Origin of the sequence: Amycolatopsis sp. MEPSY49, assembly GCF_051337345.1 — a bacterium.
In the GTDB taxonomy this organism is placed as follows: Bacteria; Actinomycetota; Actinomycetes; order Mycobacteriales; family Pseudonocardiaceae; genus Amycolatopsis.
In genome coordinates this window covers 112663-130832 of record NZ_JBDLYJ010000008.1, presented here as the reverse complement: position 1 = coordinate 130832, position 18170 = coordinate 112663, and the positions used below count along the sequence as shown (strand labels likewise).

The 18170-nt window shown below is 73.2% G+C and carries 9 protein-coding genes; 7 read left to right on the top strand and 2 right to left on the bottom strand.

Annotation, left to right across the window (positions count from 1 at the left end):
- Nucleotides 1-2 precede the first annotated feature (2 nt).
- The 4 genes from ABFJ78_RS31860 to ABFJ78_RS31845 all read left to right on the top strand — a co-directional run bounded on the left by ABFJ78_RS31860 (nucleotide 3) and on the right by ABFJ78_RS31845 (nucleotide 12854).
- Nucleotides 3-10268, top strand: coding sequence for an SDR family NAD(P)-dependent oxidoreductase (locus tag ABFJ78_RS31860; protein WP_436390292.1), 10266 nt, complete (start codon nucleotides 3-5; stop codon nucleotides 10266-10268).
- Nucleotides 10269-10389: 121 nt separating this feature from the next.
- Complete coding sequence (locus tag ABFJ78_RS31855; RefSeq protein WP_436390290.1) at nucleotides 10390-11316, top strand: ATP-binding cassette domain-containing protein; 927 nt, start codon at nucleotides 10390-10392, stop codon at nucleotides 11314-11316.
- Entirely contained in the window at nucleotides 11313-12143 is an 831-nt protein-coding gene (locus ABFJ78_RS31850) for an ABC transporter permease (RefSeq protein WP_436390288.1), read from the top strand. Before ABFJ78_RS31855 ends, ABFJ78_RS31850 begins: the two co-directional genes overlap by 4 nt.
- A 132-nt stretch (nucleotides 12144-12275) precedes the next feature.
- Nucleotides 12276-12854: a hypothetical protein gene (locus tag ABFJ78_RS31845; protein ID WP_436390286.1), complete on the top strand. Its 579-nt coding sequence runs from the start codon at nucleotides 12276-12278 to the stop codon at nucleotides 12852-12854.
- A 66-nt stretch (nucleotides 12855-12920) separates the two neighbouring features.
- Here ABFJ78_RS31845 and ABFJ78_RS31840 read toward each other — a convergent pair whose 3' ends face one another.
- Nucleotides 12921-13637: an AfsR/SARP family transcriptional regulator gene (locus tag ABFJ78_RS31840; protein WP_436390284.1), complete on the bottom strand. Its 717-nt coding sequence runs from the start codon at nucleotides 13635-13637 to the stop codon at nucleotides 12921-12923.
- 331 nt (nucleotides 13638-13968) lie between these two features.
- Here ABFJ78_RS31840 and ABFJ78_RS31835 point away from each other — a divergent pair, with 331 nt between their 5' ends.
- Nucleotides 13969-14583: a ScbR family autoregulator-binding transcription factor gene (locus tag ABFJ78_RS31835; RefSeq protein ID WP_436390282.1), complete on the top strand. Its 615-nt coding sequence runs from the start codon at nucleotides 13969-13971 to the stop codon at nucleotides 14581-14583.
- A gap of 523 nt (nucleotides 14584-15106) precedes the next feature.
- Here the strand turns inward: ABFJ78_RS31835 and ABFJ78_RS31830 are convergent.
- The gene (locus tag ABFJ78_RS31830; RefSeq protein ID WP_436390280.1) at nucleotides 15107-15736 is read right to left on the bottom strand and encodes a ScbR family autoregulator-binding transcription factor; all 630 of its coding nucleotides are present in this window, start codon (nucleotides 15734-15736) and stop codon (nucleotides 15107-15109) included.
- 234 nt (nucleotides 15737-15970) lie between these two features.
- Between ABFJ78_RS31830 and ABFJ78_RS31825 the strand changes: the two genes are divergently transcribed.
- Both ABFJ78_RS31825 and ABFJ78_RS31820 read left to right on the top strand, forming a co-directional pair.
- Nucleotides 15971-16912: a ScbA/BarX family gamma-butyrolactone biosynthesis protein gene (locus ABFJ78_RS31825; protein ID WP_436390278.1), complete on the top strand. Its 942-nt coding sequence runs from the start codon at nucleotides 15971-15973 to the stop codon at nucleotides 16910-16912.
- Entirely contained in the window at nucleotides 16909-18168 is a 1260-nt protein-coding gene (locus ABFJ78_RS31820) for an NAD-dependent epimerase/dehydratase family protein (RefSeq protein ID WP_436390277.1), read from the top strand. Before ABFJ78_RS31825 ends, ABFJ78_RS31820 begins: the two co-directional genes overlap by 4 nt.
- The last annotated feature ends 2 nt before the right edge of the window (nucleotides 18169-18170 follow it).

The window sequence follows — 18170 nt, the reverse complement described above, 5'->3', positions numbered from 1 at the left end:
CGATGACTGACGAAAGCAAGCTGGTCGACTACCTGAAGCGGGTGACCGCCACCCTGCAGGAGACGCGGGAGCGGCTGCGCGAGGTCGAGGCCGCCGACGCCGAGCCGATCGCCATCGTCGCGATGGGCTGCCGGTACCCGGGCGACGTCCGGTCCCCGGAGGACCTCTGGGAACTGGTGGCGCAGGGCCGGGACGCGATCGGGCCGTTCCCGACCGACCGTGGCTGGGGCCTGGACACGATGTTCGACGCCGATCCCGACAGCCCGGGCACGAGCTACGTGAGCGAGGGTGGCTTCCTCCACGACGTCGCCCAGTTCGACGCGCCCTTCTTCGGCATCTCGCCGCGCGAGGCGCTCGCCATGGACCCGCAGCAGCGGCTCACGCTGGAGCTGGCCTGGGAGACCTTCGAACGCGCCGGCATCGCGCCGCACTCGCTGGCCAAGCAGCAGGTCGGCGTCTTCCTCGGCAGCGGCGACCAGGACTACTACGACGAGCTGCCCCAAGCCGTGCTCGCCGGCGAGGTCCAGGACTACCTGAGCACCGGCAACGCCGGCTCGGTCATCTCCGGCCGGATCGCCTACGCGCTGGGCCTGGAAGGCCCGGCCATCACGATCGACACGGCCTGCTCGTCGTCGCTGGTCGCGCTGCACCTGGCCGTGCAGGCGCTGCGGCAGCGCGACTGCGCGCTGGCGCTCGCCGGCGGCGTCATGGTGATGTCGCGGCCGGGCCCGTTCGTCGCGTTCAGCCGCCAGCGCGGCCTCGCCGCCGACGGCCGCTGCAAGCCCTTCTCCGACAGCGCCGACGGCACCGGCTGGGCCGAGGGCGCGGGCACGCTCCTGCTGGAGCGGCTGTCCGACGCGCGCCGCAACGGCCATCAGGTCCTCGCCGTCGTGCGCGGCACCGCGGTCAACTCCGACGGCGCGTCCAACGGCCTCACCGCCCCGAACGGCCCGTCCCAGCAGCGCGTCATCCGCCAGGCACTGGCCAACGCGCAGCTGTCGGCGTCCGATGTGGACGCCGTCGAGGGCCACGGCACCGGCACCACGCTCGGCGACCCGATCGAGGCCCAGGCCCTGCTCGCCACCTACGGCCAGGACCGCGACCGCCCGCTGTGGCTCGGGTCGATCAAGTCGAACATCGGCCACGCCCAGGGCGCGGCAGGCGTCGGCGGCGTGATCAAGATGGTGCAGGCCCTGCGCAACGGCCTGCTGCCGAAGACCCTGCACGTCACCGAGCCGAGCACCGAGGTCGACTGGACCGCCGGGAACGTCTCGCTGCTGACCGAGGAGCGTCCGTGGCCGGCGGGGGAGAAGCCGCGCCGCGCCGGTGTTTCCTCGTTCGGCGTCAGCGGCACCAACGCCCACGTGATCGTCGAAGAAGCGCCCGCCATCGAGACCGAAGAAGTCACACCGAGCTGGCCTTCGGAAGTGCCGGTCCCGTGGCCCCTGTCCGGGCACGGCGCCACCGCGCTCAAGGCACAGGCCGGTCGGCTGCTGTCCGTTGTGGACGATGTGTCGCCGCTCGACCTCGGGTTCTCGCTGGCGACGTCCCGGTCGCCGCTGAGCCACCGCGCGGTGGTGCTCGACGGCAAGGCCGGGCTGACCGCCCTGGCGGCCGGGGAGCTGGTCACCGGCACGTCCGTCGAAGGGCTCACCGCCTTCCTGTTCTCCGGCCAGGGCGCCCAGCGCGCGGGCATGGGGGCCGAGCTGGCCGCCGCGTTCCCGGTGTTCGCCGCCGCGCTGGACGAGGTCTGCGCGGAGCTGGACCGGCACCTCGACCGTCCACTGAAGACGGTCGTCTTCGACAAGCCGCGCCTGATCAACCAGACCGGCTACACCCAGCCCGCGCTGTTCGCGATCGAGGTCGCGCTGTTCCGGCTGCTGTCCTCGTGGGGCATCAAGCCCGACTTCCTGCTCGGCCACTCGGTCGGCGAGCTGGCCGCCGCGCACGTCGCCGGGGTCCTGTCCCTGGCCGACGCGGCCAAGCTCGTCGCCGCCCGGGCAAAGCTGATGCAGGCGCTCCCGGCCGGCGGGGCGATGGTCGCGCTGCAGGCGACCGAGGACGAGGTCACGCCGCATCTGACCGACGGCGTCAGCATCGCCGCGATCAACGGCCCGGACTCCGTCGTGCTGTCCGGCACCGAGGACGCCGTCACGGCCGTGGTCGCGCGGTTCGAGGACCGCAAGTCGTCGAAGCTCAAGGTGTCGCACGCTTTCCACTCGCCCCTGATGGAGCCGATGCTGGCCGAGTTCGCCGCGCTCGCCGGCACCCTCACCTTCGCCCAGCCCGAGATCCCGCTGGTCTCCAACGTCTCCGGGGCACTGGCCGGGGGAGAGGTCGCCACGCCGGAGTACTGGGTCTCGCACGTCCGCGCGGCTGTCCGGTTCCACGACGGCCTCACCACGCTCAGCACCCAGGGCGTCTCGCGGTTCGTCGAGGTCGGGCCGGACGGCGTCCTGTCCGCGTTGACCCGGCAAGCGACGGACGCGGTCGTCGTGCCGGTCCTGCGCAAGGACCGGCCCGAGCCCGCCACCGCGCTCACCGCGCTGGCCGAGCTGTACGTCAGCGGCCTGAACCCGGACTGGGCCGCGGTCTTCGAAGGCCGCGGCGTCCGGCGCGTCGAGCTGCCGACGTACGCGTTCCAGCGCAAGCGCTACTGGATCGACGCCCGCGCCAACCGCGACGAGGTGTCCGCCGCCGGCCTCACCTCCGCCGGGCACCCGCTGCTCGGCGCGGCCGTCGCGCTCGCCGACACCGACGGCGTCGTCCTCACCGGCCGCCTCTCGCTGGAAACCCACGCGTGGCTCGACGAGCACCGTCTCGGCGACGTCGCCACCGTGCCCGGCACGGCCTTCCTGGAGCTGGCGATCCGCGCCGGCGACCAGGTCGGCTGCGGCCGCATCGAGGAACTGACGCTCGGCAGCCCCCTGGTCGTCCCGGACCGCGGTGGCGTCCAGGTGCAGGTCACGGTCGGGGCCGCGGGGGAGAACGGCGTCCGCGCCGTCAGCGTCCACTCACGGCTCGAGGATTCCGACGACCCGTGGACGGCGCACGCCGACGGCACCGTCGCCCCGCAGGCGCACCGCGGGACCGAACTGACCGAATGGCCGCCGGCCGGCGCCGAGCCCGTCGCGATCGACGGCCTCTACGACGACTTCGCCGGCACCGGCCTCACCTACGGCCCGCTGTTCCGCTCGCTGCGCGCGGTCTGGAGCCGCGGTCGCGAGGTCTTCGCCGAGGTCGCCCTGCCCGAGGACAGCGACGCCGAGCGCTTCGGCCTCCACCCGGCCGCGCTCGACGCCTGCACGCACGCCCTGCGCGTCGCGGGCGGGGGAGACGGCGGAGTCGGCCGCGTCCCGTTCTGCTGGACGGGCGTCGAGCTGCACGCCACCGGCGCTTCGGCGCTGCGGGTGAAGTTCACGCCGACCACCGAGGACGGCTTCGCGGTCGCGCTCGCCGACTCCACCGGGGCGCCGGTCGCCACCGTCGCCGAGACCGTGTTCCGCGCGTTCACCGCGCCGGTCGCGACGGAGGCCCCGCTCTACCGGGTCGAGTGGCAGCGCATCGGCGCGGAGTCCACTGTGGACACGTCGGCCACCGAGGTCTTCGACGCCTCGGGTTCCGACACCCATGAGCTGACCCACCGCGTGCTCGGCGCACTGCAGAACTGGCTCGCCACCGACCACCCGGAGGACGCGCGCCTGGTCGTCGTCACCCGGGGTGCCGTCGCGGCGGCCGGGGGCGTCACCGACCTCGCCGCGGCCGCGGCCTGGGGACTCGTGCGCTCGGCGCAGGAGGAGAACCCGGACACGTTCGTGCTCCTGGACCTGGACGCGGAAAGCACCGCGGCCGAGGTCCTCCCGCAGGTCCTCGCCACCGGCGAAGCCCAGGCCGCGGTCCGCTTCGGCGCGGTCCTCGTCCCGCGGCTGGTGCGCACCGCGGCGGCCGCCGAACCGGCGTACTTCCACCCGGGCGGCACCGTCCTGGTCACCGGCGCGTCCGGCGCGATCGGCGGCGCGCTCGTCCGGCATCTGGCCGGACAGCACGACGTCCGGCGGTTCCTGCTGGTCAGCCGCCGCAGCACGCCCGCGCTGGAAAGCCTGGGCGCCGAACTGGGCGTGCACGTCGACATCGCGCTCTGCGACGTCGCCGACCGCGCCGCGCTGGCCCAGGTCCTGGCCGCAATCCCGGCCGAGCACCCGCTCACGTCGGTGGTGCACGCCGCCGGCGTCCTCGACGACGGCGTCGTCACCGCGCTGACGCCCGAGCGCATCGACACGGTGCTGCGGCCCAAGGTCGACGGCGCGCTGAACCTGCACGAGCTCACCCGCGACACCGCGCTCTCGGCGTTCGTGCTGTTCTCGTCCGTATCCGGCGTGCTCGGCGCGCCGGGCCAGGGCGGGTACGCCGCCGCGAACGCGTTCCTCGACGGCCTCGCCGCCCACCGCGTCGCGCACGGCCTGCCCGCGCTGTCGCTGGGCTGGGGCCTGTGGGGTGAAGTCGGCGGCATGGGCGGCACCCTGACCGAGGCCGAGGTCGCGCGCCTGGCGTCGGGCGGCATCGTGCCCCTGTCCACTTCGGACGCCCTCGAGCTCTTCGACCGCGCGCTGGCGTCCCGCCAGGCCGCCGTGGTGCCGGTCAAGCTCGACCTGCCGGCGTTGCGGAAGCTGGACCGGATCCCGAAGACCCTGGAGGGGCTGACCGGACGGCCCACCCGGCGCGTCGCGGCGAGCGCGTCCGCGGCCGCCGAAGACTCCTTCGCCGCCCGCCTCCGCGCCCTGCCGGAGGCCGACCGGGCCGACGCCGTGCTGGACCTGGTCCGCGGGCACGCGGCCACCGTCCTCGGCTACGGCGGCGCGCACGAGATCGAGCCCGCCGCGCAGTTCCAGTCGCTCGGCTTCGACTCGCTCACCGCGATCGAGCTGCGCAACGGCCTCACCGCGGCGACCGGGCAGCGGCTGCCCGCGACGCTGATCTTCGACCACCCGACGCCGTCCGCGCTGGCCGCGCACCTGCTCGCCGAGCTGACCGGCGGGACCGACCAAGCCGTCACGTTCGCTTCAACCGCGTCCGACGAGCCCATCGCGATCGTCGGCATGGCCTGCCGCCTGCCGGGCGGGGTCACCTCGCCCGAGCAGCTGTGGGACCTCGTCGCCGGCGGCCGCGACGCCATCGGCGACTTCCCGGCCGACCGCGGCTGGGACGTCGACGGCCTGCTCGACCCGACCGGCCGCCGCCCCGGGACCACTTATGTGGCCCGCGGCGGGTTCGTCCACGACGCCGGCGACTTCGACGCCACCTTCTTCGGCGTCTCGCCGAAGGAAGCCCCGGCGATCGACCCGCAGCAGCGGCTCCTGCTGGAGGCCTGCTGGGAGGCGCTGGAGCGCGCGGGCATCGACCCGACGTCGCTCAAGGGCAGCCCGACCGGCGTCTACGCGGGCGTCCAGTACCACGACTACGTGGGCGCAAACAGCGCCGGCTCGATCGTCACCGGCCGGGTGTCCTACACCCTCGGCCTGGAGGGCCCGGCGGTCAGCGTCGACACGGCCTGCTCGTCGTCGCTGGTCGCGATGCACATGGCGGCCCAGGCCCTGCGCGGCGGCGACTGCTCCCTCGCCCTGGCCGGCGGTGTCACCGTGATGGCGACGCCGGAGACGTTCGTCGAGTTCAGCCGCCAGAAGGGGCTGGCCGCCGACGGCCGCTGCAAGGTGTTCTCCGACGACGCCGACGGCACCACCTGGTCCGAAGGCGTCGGCGTGCTGGTGCTGGAGCGGCTGTCCGAGGCCCGCCGCCTCGGCCACCCGGTGCTCGCGGTGCTCAAGGGCAGCGCGGTCAACCAGGACGGCACGTCCAACGGCCTCACCGCCCCCAACGGCCCCGCGCAGCAGCGCGTGATCCGCGCCGCGCTGGCCGACGCGGGCATCACCGCGGCCGACGTCGACGCCGTCGAGGCGCACGGCACCGGCACGAAGCTGGGCGACCCGATCGAGGTCCAGGCGCTGCTGGCCACCTACGGCAAGGAGACCTCGGCCGACCGCCCACTGTGGATCGGCTCGGTCAAGTCGAACCTCGGCCACACGCAGGCCGCGGCCGGCGCGGCGGGCGTCATCAAGATGGTGATGGCCATGCGCCAGGGCGAGCTGCCCGCGACGCTGCACGTCGGCCGCCCGTCGAGTGAGATCGACTGGTCGTCCGGTGGCGTCCGGCCGCTCGTCGAGCCGGTGAAGTGGCTGCCCAATGGGCACACTCGCCGGGCCGGCGTCTCGTCGTTCGGGGTGAGCGGCACCAACGCGCACGTCATCCTGGAGGAGGGCGATCGCCGCGAGGTCACCGGCGGGCAGGACTACGAAGGTCCGGTCGCGTGGCCGGTGTCCGGTCGCGGTGCGGCGGCGTTGCGCGCCCAGGCCGAGCAGCTCATGTCCTATGTGGACGAGGATCCGGAAGGCAGCCTCGCCGACATCGGTTTCTCGCTGGCCACCACCCGCGGTGCGTTCGACCGCCGTGCGGTGCTCATCGGTCAGCGGTCGCCGCAGTTCGTGCGCGGTCTCGCCGCTCTCGTCGACGAAGAGGAGGCACGCGGCGTCGTCAGCGGGATCGCGACCGCCGGTGGGCGCACGGCGTTCCTGTTCGCCGGTCAGGGTGCGCAGCGCGCTGGCATGGGTTCGCGGCTGGCCGAGCAGTTCCCGGCGTTCGCCGCCGCGTACGACGAGGTCTGCACGGAACTCGACCGGCACCTCGACCGCCCGATCCGTTCGGTCGCCGAGGAACTGGACGAGACCCGCTACACCCAGCCCGCGCTGTTCGCGCTGGAAGTCGCGCTGTTCCGCCTGGTGCGGTCGTGGGGCGTCAAGCCGGACGTCCTCATCGGCCACTCGATCGGCGAGATCGCCGCGGCCCACTGCGCGGGCGTGTTCTCCCTGGCGGACGCGGCCAAGCTGGTCGTCGCCCGGGGTGCGCTGATGCAGGCGCTGCCGACCGGCGGCGCGATGGTGGCGATCGAAGCGACGCCGGAGGAAGTTCGCGACGACAGCGTCGACATCGCCGCGGTCAACGGGCCGAACTCCGTCGTGATCTCGGGAGCGGCCGACGCCGTAGCCGCGGTGGCGGCGAAGTTCGAGCGCACCAAGCAGCTCAAGGTGTCGCACGCGTTCCACTCCCGCCTGATGGAGCCGATGCTCGAGGAGTTCCGCGCGATCGCCGCGGAGCTGACCTACGCGTCGCCGCGGATCCCGGTCGTCTCGACCGTCGCCGAGGGCGCCGACCTGACCTCGTCGGAGTACTGGGTCCAGCAGGTGCGCGAAGGCGTCCGGTTCGCCGACGCGGTCACCCGCGCCGCGGCCGAGGGCGTCAACCGGTTCCTGGAGCTGGGCCCGGACACGACGCTCGCCGCGATGACGGCCGCGTGCTTCGACGAACGGCCGGAGGTCGTGGCTTCGCTGCTGCACAAGGAAAACGACGAAGCCGTCGCCGCCCTGACCGGCGTCGCGCAGCTGCACGTCAGCGGCGCCGACGTCGACTGGGCCGCGGTGTACGAGCCCACCGGCGCCCGGCCGGTCGCGGTGCCGACCTACCCGTTCCAGCGGCAGCGCTTCTGGCTCGAGAGCACCACCGGCTCGGTGAGCCAGGAGGACCACCCGCTGCTCGGGTCGGCCCTGGAACTGGCCGGCGCCGACGGGCTGCTGTTCTCCGGACGGCTTTCCGTGGGCACCCACCCGTGGCTGGCCGACCACGTCGTCGGCGGCTCGATCCTGTTCCCCGGCACCGGGTTCGTCGAGATGGCGATCCGCGCGGGCGACGAGGCGGGCTGTCCGCGGCTGGACGAGCTGACCCTGGAGTACCCGCTGGTCGTGCCGGAGCGGACCGGTGTTCGCGTCCAGTTCGCCCTCGACGCCCCCGGGGCCGACGGCACCCGCGCGTTCAGCGTCCACTCGCGACCCGAGGGTGCGAGCGGCGCGTGGACGCGGCACGCCACCGGCAAGCTCGCCAAGGCGGCCCAAAAGGCGAACTTCGACCTGACGGCCTGGCCGCCGGCCGGCGCCGAGCAGGTCAACCTCGATGGCACGTACGAGGAGTTGGCGGGCGACGGGCTGGCCTACGGTCCCGCGTTCCGCGGGCTCGTCGCGGCCTGGAAGCGCGACGGCGAGGCGTTCGCCGAGATCCGGCTCCCGGCCTCCGTGTCCGACGTGGACCGTTACGGCGTCCACCCGGCCGTCCTCGATGCGGCGCTGCACACCATCGGCGTCTCCGGCGCGGCGGGCAGCGAGCCCGCCCTGCCGTTCGCGTGGGAAGGCGTGCGCCTGCACGCCGTCGGCGCGACGACGCTGCGGGTCCACGTCCGCCCGGCGGGCACCGGCGCGGTCGCGCTGGACGTCGCCGACGGTGCCGGGGCTCCGGTCGCGTCGGTGGAGTCCCTGCTGCTGCGCCCGATGTCCGCCGTTCCGCAGGCCGCCCCGGCCGGTGGCGGCGACACGCTCTTCCGCGTCGCCTGGGAACCCGCCGAGCTCGACGCGGTCGCCGAGGTCACCGACTGGTCCGTGCTGGGTACCGACGCCTTCGGCCTCACCGAAGCGCTGGGTGCTGAGGCGGAGGCGACCGGCCCGGCCGTGCTGCCGGTGGCCGGCGACGACCTGCACGCCGAACTGCACCGCGTGCTCGGCCTGCTGCAGTCCTGGCTGGCCGGACCGGGGGAGTCGCTGATCGTCGTGACCCGCGGCGCGGTGGCGACCGAGGCGGAGGAGAACCCCGACCCGGTCGGCGCCGCGGTGGCCGGCCTGGTCCGCTCGGCGCAGGCCGAGCACCCGGGCCGGATCACCCTCGTCGACCTCGGCGCGGGCACCCCGGCGGGCCGGACGCTCGCCGCGGTGGCGGCGTCCGACGAGCCGCAGGTCGCGTTGCGGGCCGGCGCGGTGCTGGTGCCGCGGCTGGCCAAGGCGGCCGACGCGGTCGCGGCCCCGGTGTGGGACCCGGAAGGCACGGTCCTCGTCACCGGCGCGACCGGCGCGCTGGGCTCGGCCGTCGCCCGGCACCTGGTCGCCGAGCACGGCGTGCGCCACCTGCTGCTGGTCAGCCGCCGGGGCGCCGACGCACCGGGAGCGGCCGAACTGGCCGCACTCGACGCCGACGTCACCATCGCCGCCTGCGACGTCGCCGACCGCGACGCCGTGTCGGCACTGCTGGCCGCGATCCCGGCGGAGGCGCCGCTGCGGGCCGTCGTGCACGCGGCCGGCGTCCTCGACGACGGCGTCCTGACGTCGCTGACCCCGGATCGCCTGGACACGGTGCTGCGGCCGAAGGCCGACGCGGCTTCGGTGCTCGACGAACTGACCCGCGACCTCGACCTCGGCGCGTTCGTGCTGTTCTCCTCGGCCGCCGGCGTCCTCGGCGCCCCGGGCCAGGGCAGCTACGCCGCGGCCAACGCGTTCCTCGACGCCCTCGCCGCCCGGCGCCGGGCGGACGGCCTCGCCGGCACGTCGCTGGCGTGGGGCCTGTGGGCCGGCGGCATGGGCGAGGCACTGGACGACGCGGACGCGCACCGCATCGGCGAGACCGGCATCACCGCACTGTCCACTGAGGACGGGTTGGCGCTGCTGGACTCGGCCGCCGGCGGCGCGGAGGCGCTGCTGGTGCCGATCGCGCTGGACACCCGCGTGCTGGCGTCGTCGGGCGACGACGACCTGCCCGCCGTCCTGCGCGGCCTGGCCGGCACTCCCGGCCGCCGTGCGGCGCAGGACGCGGCCGAGGACACCGAGTCCCTGGCGAAGAAGCTGGCCGGGCTGCCGGTGGCCAAGCGCGTCCCGACCGTGCTGACCCTGGTGCGCACCCACGCGGCGACGCTGCTGGGCCACGCCGAGCCGGAGGCGGTGGAACCGGACCGCTCGTTCAACGAGGTCGGCTTCGATTCGCTGTCCGCCACCGGGTTCCGCAACAAGCTCAGCCTCGTCACCGGCCTCAAGCTGCCGGTGAGCCTGATCTTCGACTACCCGACCCCGCGGGTCCTCGCCGAGCACCTGGTCGGCGAACTGGCCCCGGCCGAGGTCGAGGTCGTCGAGGAAGCCGTTACGGAACAAGGGGTTCGCGAGGCGCTGGCGGGCATCCCGCTGGAGAAGCTGCGGGCCGCCGGGCTCCTGGACGGGCTGCTGGAGCTGGCGGGCGTCCGCCTGCCGGAGGACGACACCGCGGAGCCGGACGCCGTCGAAGAGGCCACGATCGACGACCTCGACACCGACGCGCTGATCAGCATGGCGATCGGCGGTGGTGACGACGACTAGTCGACCCCTATTCCGGCCCGCCCCGGCCATTATTGCCGCCGTGGACGCGGCTATGGCCCACTGGTGGGGAGAGTTTCCCGTGCTTCACCACGATCTTGACCCGAACGAGGAGAGGTAACCCATGGTCACCGGCTACGCAATCGAAGCACGGGGGCTGCGCAAGTCCTATGGCGACGTGGACGTCCTGGAAAGCGTCGACCTGAGCGTGCGGCGCGGCACGATGTTCGCGCTGCTCGGCCCGAACGGCGCGGGGAAGACCACGACGGTGCGGATCCTCAGCACCCTCCTGGACGCCGACGGCGGCACCGTGACGATCAACGGCCACGACCTCGCCGGGCCCAAGCGCAAGGTGCGCGAGCAGATCGGCCTCACCGGCCAGAACACCGCGGTCGACGAGCTGCTCACCGGCCGCGAGAACCTGGAGATGATGGCCCGGCTGTTCCACCTGGCCACCCCGGCGGCGAAGACCCGGGCCACCGAGCTGCTCGCGCAGTTCGACCTGACCGAAGCCGGCGACCGCCCGGTCAAAACCTACTCCGGCGGCATGCGCCGCCGGCTCGACCTGGCGATCAGCCTGATCACCTCGCCGCCGGTGCTGTTCCTCGACGAGCCGACCACCGGTCTCGACCCGCGCAGCCGCTCGGCGATGTGGGACGCGATCCGCGAGCTGCTCGACGGCGGCACCACGATCCTGCTCACCACGCAGTACCTCGAGGAGGCCGACCAGCTCGCCGACCGGATCGCGGTCATCGACAAGGGCCGCGTGGTCGCCGAGGGCACGGCGGCCGAGCTGAAGCGCAAGGTCGGGACCGAGCGGCTGAAGCTCACCTTCGCCACCGCCACCGAGGCGGCGCGCGCGCACGGCGTCACCGGCGGCGTGCTCACCGACGACACGGTCAGCGTCGCGATCGACCAGCCCGCCCAGGTCCGGCGGGTGCTCAACCAGGTCGCCGACGCGGGCCTCGAGACCACCGGGCTGGAGCTCTCCGAGCCGACCCTGGACGACGTTTTCCACACCCTTACCGGAACCGCGGGAGAGAAGCGATGACCCAGACCCTGTCCAGGGAGGTCGAAGGGACGCAGATCCCCGGCACCCCGAGCCGTTCGTCGTTCGCGCTGGTGGTGTCGGACTGCCGCGTGCTGATCGGCCGCAACGTCAAGCACATCCTCCGCAACACGGAGATGCTGTTCCAGGCGGTCTCGCTGCCGATCGTGCTCCTGCTGCTGTTCCGCTTCATGTTCGGCGGCGCCATCAACATGTCCGGCGGCCTGGCCTACATCGACTACCTGGTGCCGGGCCTGCTGGCCATCAGTATCGCGTTCAACTCGACGACCACGGTGGTCGGCGTGGCCGCGGACCTCACGCAGGGCCTGGTCGAGCGGTTCCGCTCGATGCCGATGGCCGGCCCGGCCGTGCTGGTCGGCCACGTCGTCTCCGGCGTGCTGCGCAGCATGCTTTCGTTCGTGGTGATGGTCGCCGTGGGCCTGGCCATCGGCTTCCGCCCGGCGGGCGGCGTGCTCGGCTGGCTCGGCGCGATCGGGCTGCTGGTGCTGTTCGCCTCCGGCGTCTTCTGGCTCGCCACGCTGCTGGGGTCGATCGCCAAGACCGTCGAGGGCGCGGGTGGCCTGGGCATGATCCTCGTGTTCGTCCCCTACGCCACCAGCGCGCTGGTGCCCACGGCGTCGATGCCGTCGGTGCTGCGGGCCGTCGTCGACAACCAGCCGGTGACGGTGCTGATCGACGCCGTCCGCGGCCTGATGAACGGCACGGACCTGGGCTCGACCGGCTGGCTCGCGCTGGCCTGGTGGGGCGTCATCACCGCCGGTGCCGCGTACCTCGCGATCCGGAAGTTCCACCAGCGCTCCCGCGGCTGATTCCTCCCGCGTTGCCGAAGGCGGCCCGTGCCCCGCGCACGGGCCGCCTTCGCGCGCGCAAGGTCGACTTTAGGTCGGTCGGGCACTCTGCGTAGAGAGCATCCGACCAGTCCGTGAAGTGAGGTGGCTCCGATGCCGACCCGCATCGCCGAGAACCCGGCCGTGACCCTCGACGCGTGGTCCGCCCCGCTGGCGGCCGACCCGGCCGGCGCGGCGGCGTTCCTCGCCGAGGTCGCCGATCGCGTCGCCAGCCGCCCGCGGGTGCTCGTCCTGGGCGCGGGTCCGGTGGCGGCCGAGCTCGGGGAACTGGGGTACGCCGTCACGGAAGCGGGCTTCGACAGCCTGCCCGTGCAGCGTTTCGACGTCGTGTACGCCGGTTCGGACGTTCTTTCCCGGCTGCTCGTGCAGCGGGAGCAGGTGCGCGCGGTCCGCAGGGTGGCGGCGCTGCTGCGGCCTGGCGGTGCTTTCGTCGTGCAGGGCCACCACCCGGACCCGGCCCGCTGGGCCGCGCACCCGCTGGTGACCGGGCACGACTGCGCGCGTCAGACGCTGTTCCTGGCCGACGCCCGGGTGCCGGTGCGCTACGTGTGGCCGTCGGAGCTGGACCTCATGGCCGAGCTGGCCGAGCTGGCGCTCGACAGCCGTTGGGGCGGCTGGTACGGCGAGGCCGCCGCGTGCGGATCGCCGGTCGTCTCGCTCTACCGAAGCTGAACCTGAAGAAGCCCGGTCTCCGCTGGTGGCGGAGACCGGGCTTCTGGGAGCCGGACGCGGGCCGGGTCAGACCGCGTCCGACATCTCGCCGACGAGGATGCTGTGGTGCAGCTTCCGCAGCGAACTGCCGGGTTCGATGCCCAGTTGCTGGACGAGGTGCTGCCGGGCGGAGGCGAAGGTCTCGAGGGCCTCGGCACGGCGGTTCGAGCGCAGCAGGGCGGTCATCAGGTACTCGTAGAACGTCTCGCGCAGCGTGTGTTCCTTCGCCAGCGCGGACAGCTGACCGACCACCTCGCGGTGGCGCCCGATCAGCAGCTCGGTTTCCATCAGCAGTTCCAGGCACTCCAGCCGGCTTTCCTCCAGCAGCGTGGCGTAGGCCTGGACGTCGGGGGAGTCGGTGAAGCCGCCGAACGCCTCACCGCGCCACAGATTCGCGGCTTCGCGCAGGACGGCCGCGGCCTCCTTGTAGTTGCGGTCCCAGTACAGGGCCCGGCCGCGCTCGTAGCGGCGGGTGAAGCGGTCGGCGTCGAGCTCGCCGTCCTTCACGTGCAGCGAGTAGCCGCGCGGGCTGGTGACGACGGGGCTGTCGTCGGCGTCGTCGCCCGTGCCCCGCAGCAGCTTCCGCAGCTGCGAGACGTAGACGTACAGCGCGGCGCTCGCCCGGGCCGGCGGGTGCTCTCCCCAGAGCTCGCCGATCAGGTGCTCGGTGGTCGCGACCTGGTTGCGCTTGACCAGCAGCACCGCGAGCAGCGTCTCGATCTTGCGTGCCCGCGGGGCGCTCACGCCGGGCCGCCCTTCGACTCTGATCTGCCCCAGTATTCCGTAGTCCATTTCCAGTGCCCTCCGGTGTCCGCGTCGATCGGATCTGCCCGGCCCGGCGCCCCCAGTGTTGTCCTCCAGCGCCCAACTGCCCGGTCCCACTCCGGCAGCGTACTAAACCGACCTCCCGGTTTTCAAGACAAAACCGGGAGGTCGGTCGGTTTGTTCTGTGAGCGGTCGACAATCTCGTTGTCAGGGGCCGATTTCAGGGGTTCCCCTGGTTGTAAACCGGGCGGTTGGTATGTAATCATGATCGAGACGCGCAGACCCCTGCGCCGGGACGAGGGGACCGACGGTGACCAAGCAGGCACGCTCGGAACACACGCGGCGCCTGTTGCTGGAAGCCGCGGCCGAGCTGCTGCACCGGGACGGGTACGCGGCCACCAGCATGGTGGGCATCGCCCAGGCCGCGGGGGTCACCAAGGGCGGCCTGTACTTCCACTTCTCGTCCAAGGACGAGATCTGCGACGAGGTCCAGGCCGCGGCGACGGCGGTGCTGCGCGAGCACGTGACCCGCCAGCCGGCGGGGCCGCGGTCGGCGCTGCCGCGGCTGGCGGATCTGAGCCGGGCGTTGATGCGCTGGCTCGACAAGGATCCCAAGGTGGGCGCGAGCTTCCGCATGGCGCGCGAGATGGGCTCGGCGGACGAGCGGTTCGTGGTGTTCTCCCGGGCGTGGCTGGCGCAGGTCCACGAGTACGTGGCGGAGGCACTGGCCGGCGGCGAGCTGGGCGCGGACGTGCCGATCGAGACCGCGGAGCTGCTGGTGGTGGTGACGTGCGTGGGCCTGGAGTCGGTGGTGTCGAGCCGGATCGTGGTCCCGGACAGCGATCTGGCGGCGACGCTGGGCAAGTTGTGGCGGCTGCTGGAGCTGTCCCGCCACCCGGCGGCGGCTCGCTCGGCACGGACCTGAGGTCCGGCACAGCCGGTTCGCGGACGCGACGGCGGCTTCCGGCCACGCGTGTGCTGCTGACCGGCGGCGGCCCGCACGGCGCGAAGGTCACGGCCCGGCCGACCGGCCCTCGCCGGCCGGACTCCTCGACCCGGCCGCTGCTCGGGCCGGCGTCGCCGACGTCGCCAAGGCCTTGAATGAGTCATTCCGGACTTCCCAAGCCCTGAATGACTCCTTCAGGACGCCCACCGAGCTGGCCGCCGGTATCGGGAGACCGCAGGAGGGTGTGGAAGCACGTGCGGTCCCCGCGCGACCGATCTGGCTTGCGCCGGCGGTCCGGTGATGCGCCCCAAGGTGGCCTTCGGTGCGTTGGGGTGGCACTGCGGCGCGGAGCGCCTCCGTTGAGGGTGGCGGTGGGGGCATGGATGGAGCACCGAAGGCCGCCTTGGGTGCGTCAGACGCAACCAATGTGGCCTTGGGGCGCTGCGTGCGGGCGTGAAAAAGGGCGACCGGCACCAGCCCGGTCGCCCGTTCCCCGAAACCCTCAGACCGCGGCCGTCACCTGCGCCGTCCCCTCCGGGACGAACCGGTGCAACCGCCGCGGCGGGACCACCGAGCTCAAGATCGTGGTCCACATGAACGTCACCCGGTCGAGCAGGTCCAGCCGGCCGGTCAGCACCTGGGAGCTCAGCTGGATCCCGGTGAACGACGCCTGCACGAACACCGCCAGGTCGTAGGCGTTGACCTCCTTGCGCAGGTCGCCCGCGGCCTTCGCCGCGAGCAGGCAGCCGTGGATCGTGTCGATCCACCGCTTGTACGCGTTGCCCGCCGGCGCTATGAACGAACCCTGCTCGATGACCAGCCGGATGCTCGCCCGGACGCGCACGTCGGACTGCAGGCTGGCCGCCATCCCCTGGGTCAGGTCGATGACCGTCTGCAGCCCGGGGTTCTCGATCTCCGCGAGCGGGTCCCAGACCGTGAACTGCTCGTCGATCAGTGCGTCGGCCAGGTCTTCCTTCGACTTGAAGTGGAAGTACAGCGCACCCTTCGTGACACCCGCTTCGGTCAGGATGTCCGATAGGCTCGCGCCGAGGAAGCCGACGGCGTCGAACCGCGAGGCGGCCGCCTCGAGGATCGCGTTCCGTGTCTGCTCCGCACGCTCTTGGCGAGCCACAGCAGCCCCTCTCACTCTGGCCGTTCAGTCCACAGTAGACCATTCGGCGGTACCTTCGGCGTCAGAGGGACAGTCTACGTCCCGGCGGCCGGGAAAGCCACTAAAAAAAACCGCTCGGTTGGTATGGTTTTACGTGTCCGATTCCGCTAAAACTGATGTGGGGGGCACTACTGGGGTACTGGGGTTGGACATTCTAGGAGGACCGTCATGGTCGGCACCATGTTTCAGGAGTCCGTGCGTGAAATTCCGAAGACCAAGATCGACACGATCCCGTCGGTGAGCTCGGTCGACTTCCAGCAGACGATCCCGCGGAGCCTCGTGCACCGCGCGGCCGTCTCGGAAGTTTTCGTCACCGACCTGCACATCCTCGGCGAGGGCCGGTTCGAAGTCGGCGCGCAGTGGCCGCGCCGGCACAGCTTCTTCGGGCCGCGGACGCCCGTGTTCCACGATCCGATGCTCTACGCGGAGACCGTCCGTCAGGCCGCGCTGCTGATCGCGCACCGGGCGTACGGCGTTCCGCTCAGCCACAGCTTCCTGTCGGACCACAAGGAGTACACGGTCGAGCACACGGGGCTGGCCACCCTGGGGCGGCCGGTCGACGTGGTCCTGCGGGTCACCGCGCACGAGGTCGAGTTCCGGGGCAAGAACGTCAGCGGCATGCGGCTGGACTTCGAGTGCTTCCGCGACGGGCGCCGGATCGGCACGGCGTCCGAGCGCTGGCGCTGCGTGTCCTCGGCGGTCTACCGCCGGGTGCGGGGCGACCACTTCGCGGCGACGCCGTTCCAGGCCGCGGTCCTGCCCGCGGTCGCACCGGCCTCGGTCGGCCGCGACCGCGTCGAGGACGTCCTGGTGGCGGCGACGCCGACGGACCGCACGTGGGCGCTGCGCTTCGACCCGGACCACGCGGTGCTGTTCGACCACGCGGTCGACCACGTGCCGGGCATGGTGCTCATCGAGGGGGCGCGCCAAGCGGCCCTGCTGGCGGTCGGCGACCCGTACGCGCTGCCCGAACGGGCGGACTTCCGCTTCGACTCGTACGTCGAGTTCGACTCGGAGTGCCTGCTGGTGGTCGACGCGGACGCCACCGGCCCGGGCCGCACCCGGACCGTGCGGGTCGACGTCCGCCAGAAGGGCGCCTCGGCCGCGAGCGGCACGCTGGCACTGCACTTGTCGTGAGAGCCGGTGAGCCGGACCTCCTGGTCACCGGCGCGACCGGCTTCGTCGGCACGGCGGTGCTGCGCGAGCTGGTCGCCCGCGGCGAGGGCGCGCGGGTCCGCGTCCTCGCCCGCCGCCCCGTGCCGGGGTGGATGACCGACGCGGGGGTGACGACCTGGCGCGGCGACGTCACCGACGCGGCCGGCCTGGTGGGGCTGTGCACCGGCATCACGACGCTGGTGCACCTCGCCTCGCAGGTGGGGGGCGACGCGGCGCTGTGCACGGCCGTCAACGAGGACGGCACGGCGAAGCTCCTGGCGGAAGCCCGCCGCGCGGGCACGGCGGACGTGCTGTACCTGAGCACGTGCGCGGTGTACCGGGATGGCGTGCACCGGGGATCGCCGGTTCCCGCGAGCGAGTCCGGGGGACAGGGGGCCGGGTCCGGTCTGGGGACGGACCCGGCGGCGCCGGCCGGTCGCGGCCGGCAAGGGGGCGAGTCCGGTCCGGGCTCGTTGGCCGGCCGCGGCGGGTTCGGATCCACTCCCGGGAGGGATCCGGGTTCGCTTGGCGGGCCGGGGTCCGCTCCGGCCCGGCTCGGTTCGCCGATCGGTCGTGGCGGGCAGTGGGATGAGTCCGATGGGGTGCCGCAGGTCGGCCGCGGGGCCGGTGCGGCCTCGGGAACCGGTCGCGACCACCCGGCCGGCGGGTCCGCCCTGGTGACGGGCCCGGCGTCGGCGACCAGCCGCAGCAGGCTGGCCGGCGAGCGGCTGGTCCTCGCCGCCGGCGGGGTCGTCCTGCGGCCGCACCTGATCCACGGCGACGGTGACCGGCACGTGGTGCCCGCGCTGGCCCGGTGGATCAGCGCGGTCCCCGCGTGGGCGGCGGGCGGCGCGGCCCGCACTTCGCTCGTGGCGGTCGCCGACCTGGCGGCGGCGATCGCGGTGCTGGCGCTCAACCCCGGCACCGGCGGGGCGGGTGAGGTCTTCCACGTGGCCGACCCCGACCCGGTCCGGCTGCGCGGCCTCATCACGGCGGTGTGCGCGCTGCTCGACCTTCCGGTGCCGGTCGCGGACCTCACGCTGACCGAGCACCGGGCCCGCACGCGCGCGGCGCTCCCGGCGCTGACCGACCACCAGTACTCCCTGCTGACGCGGGACCACTGGTACGAAAGCGCACGGATCTGGGAACTGACGGGCGTTTCCCCGGGACCGGGCTTCGGCCCGCGCCTCGCCGAAGCGGCCGACTGGTACCGCGGGTCGCTGGGGGCGGCCCGGTGAGC

What these genes read in the sequence shown, in the direction of transcription:
- ABFJ78_RS31855 (WP_436390290.1), top strand. Translation starts at nt 10,390, where the DNA reads ATGGTCACCGGCTACGCAATCGAAGCACGGGGGCTGCGCAAGTCCTAT.
- ABFJ78_RS31845 (WP_436390286.1), top strand. Translation starts at nt 12,276, where the DNA reads ATGCCGACCCGCATCGCCGAGAACCCGGCCGTGACCCTCGACGCGTGG.
- ABFJ78_RS31850 (WP_436390288.1), top strand. Translation starts at nt 11,313, where the DNA reads ATGACCCAGACCCTGTCCAGGGAGGTCGAAGGGACGCAGATCCCCGGC.
- ABFJ78_RS31860 (WP_436390292.1), top strand. Translation starts at nt 3, where the DNA reads ATGACTGACGAAAGCAAGCTGGTCGACTACCTGAAGCGGGTGACCGCC.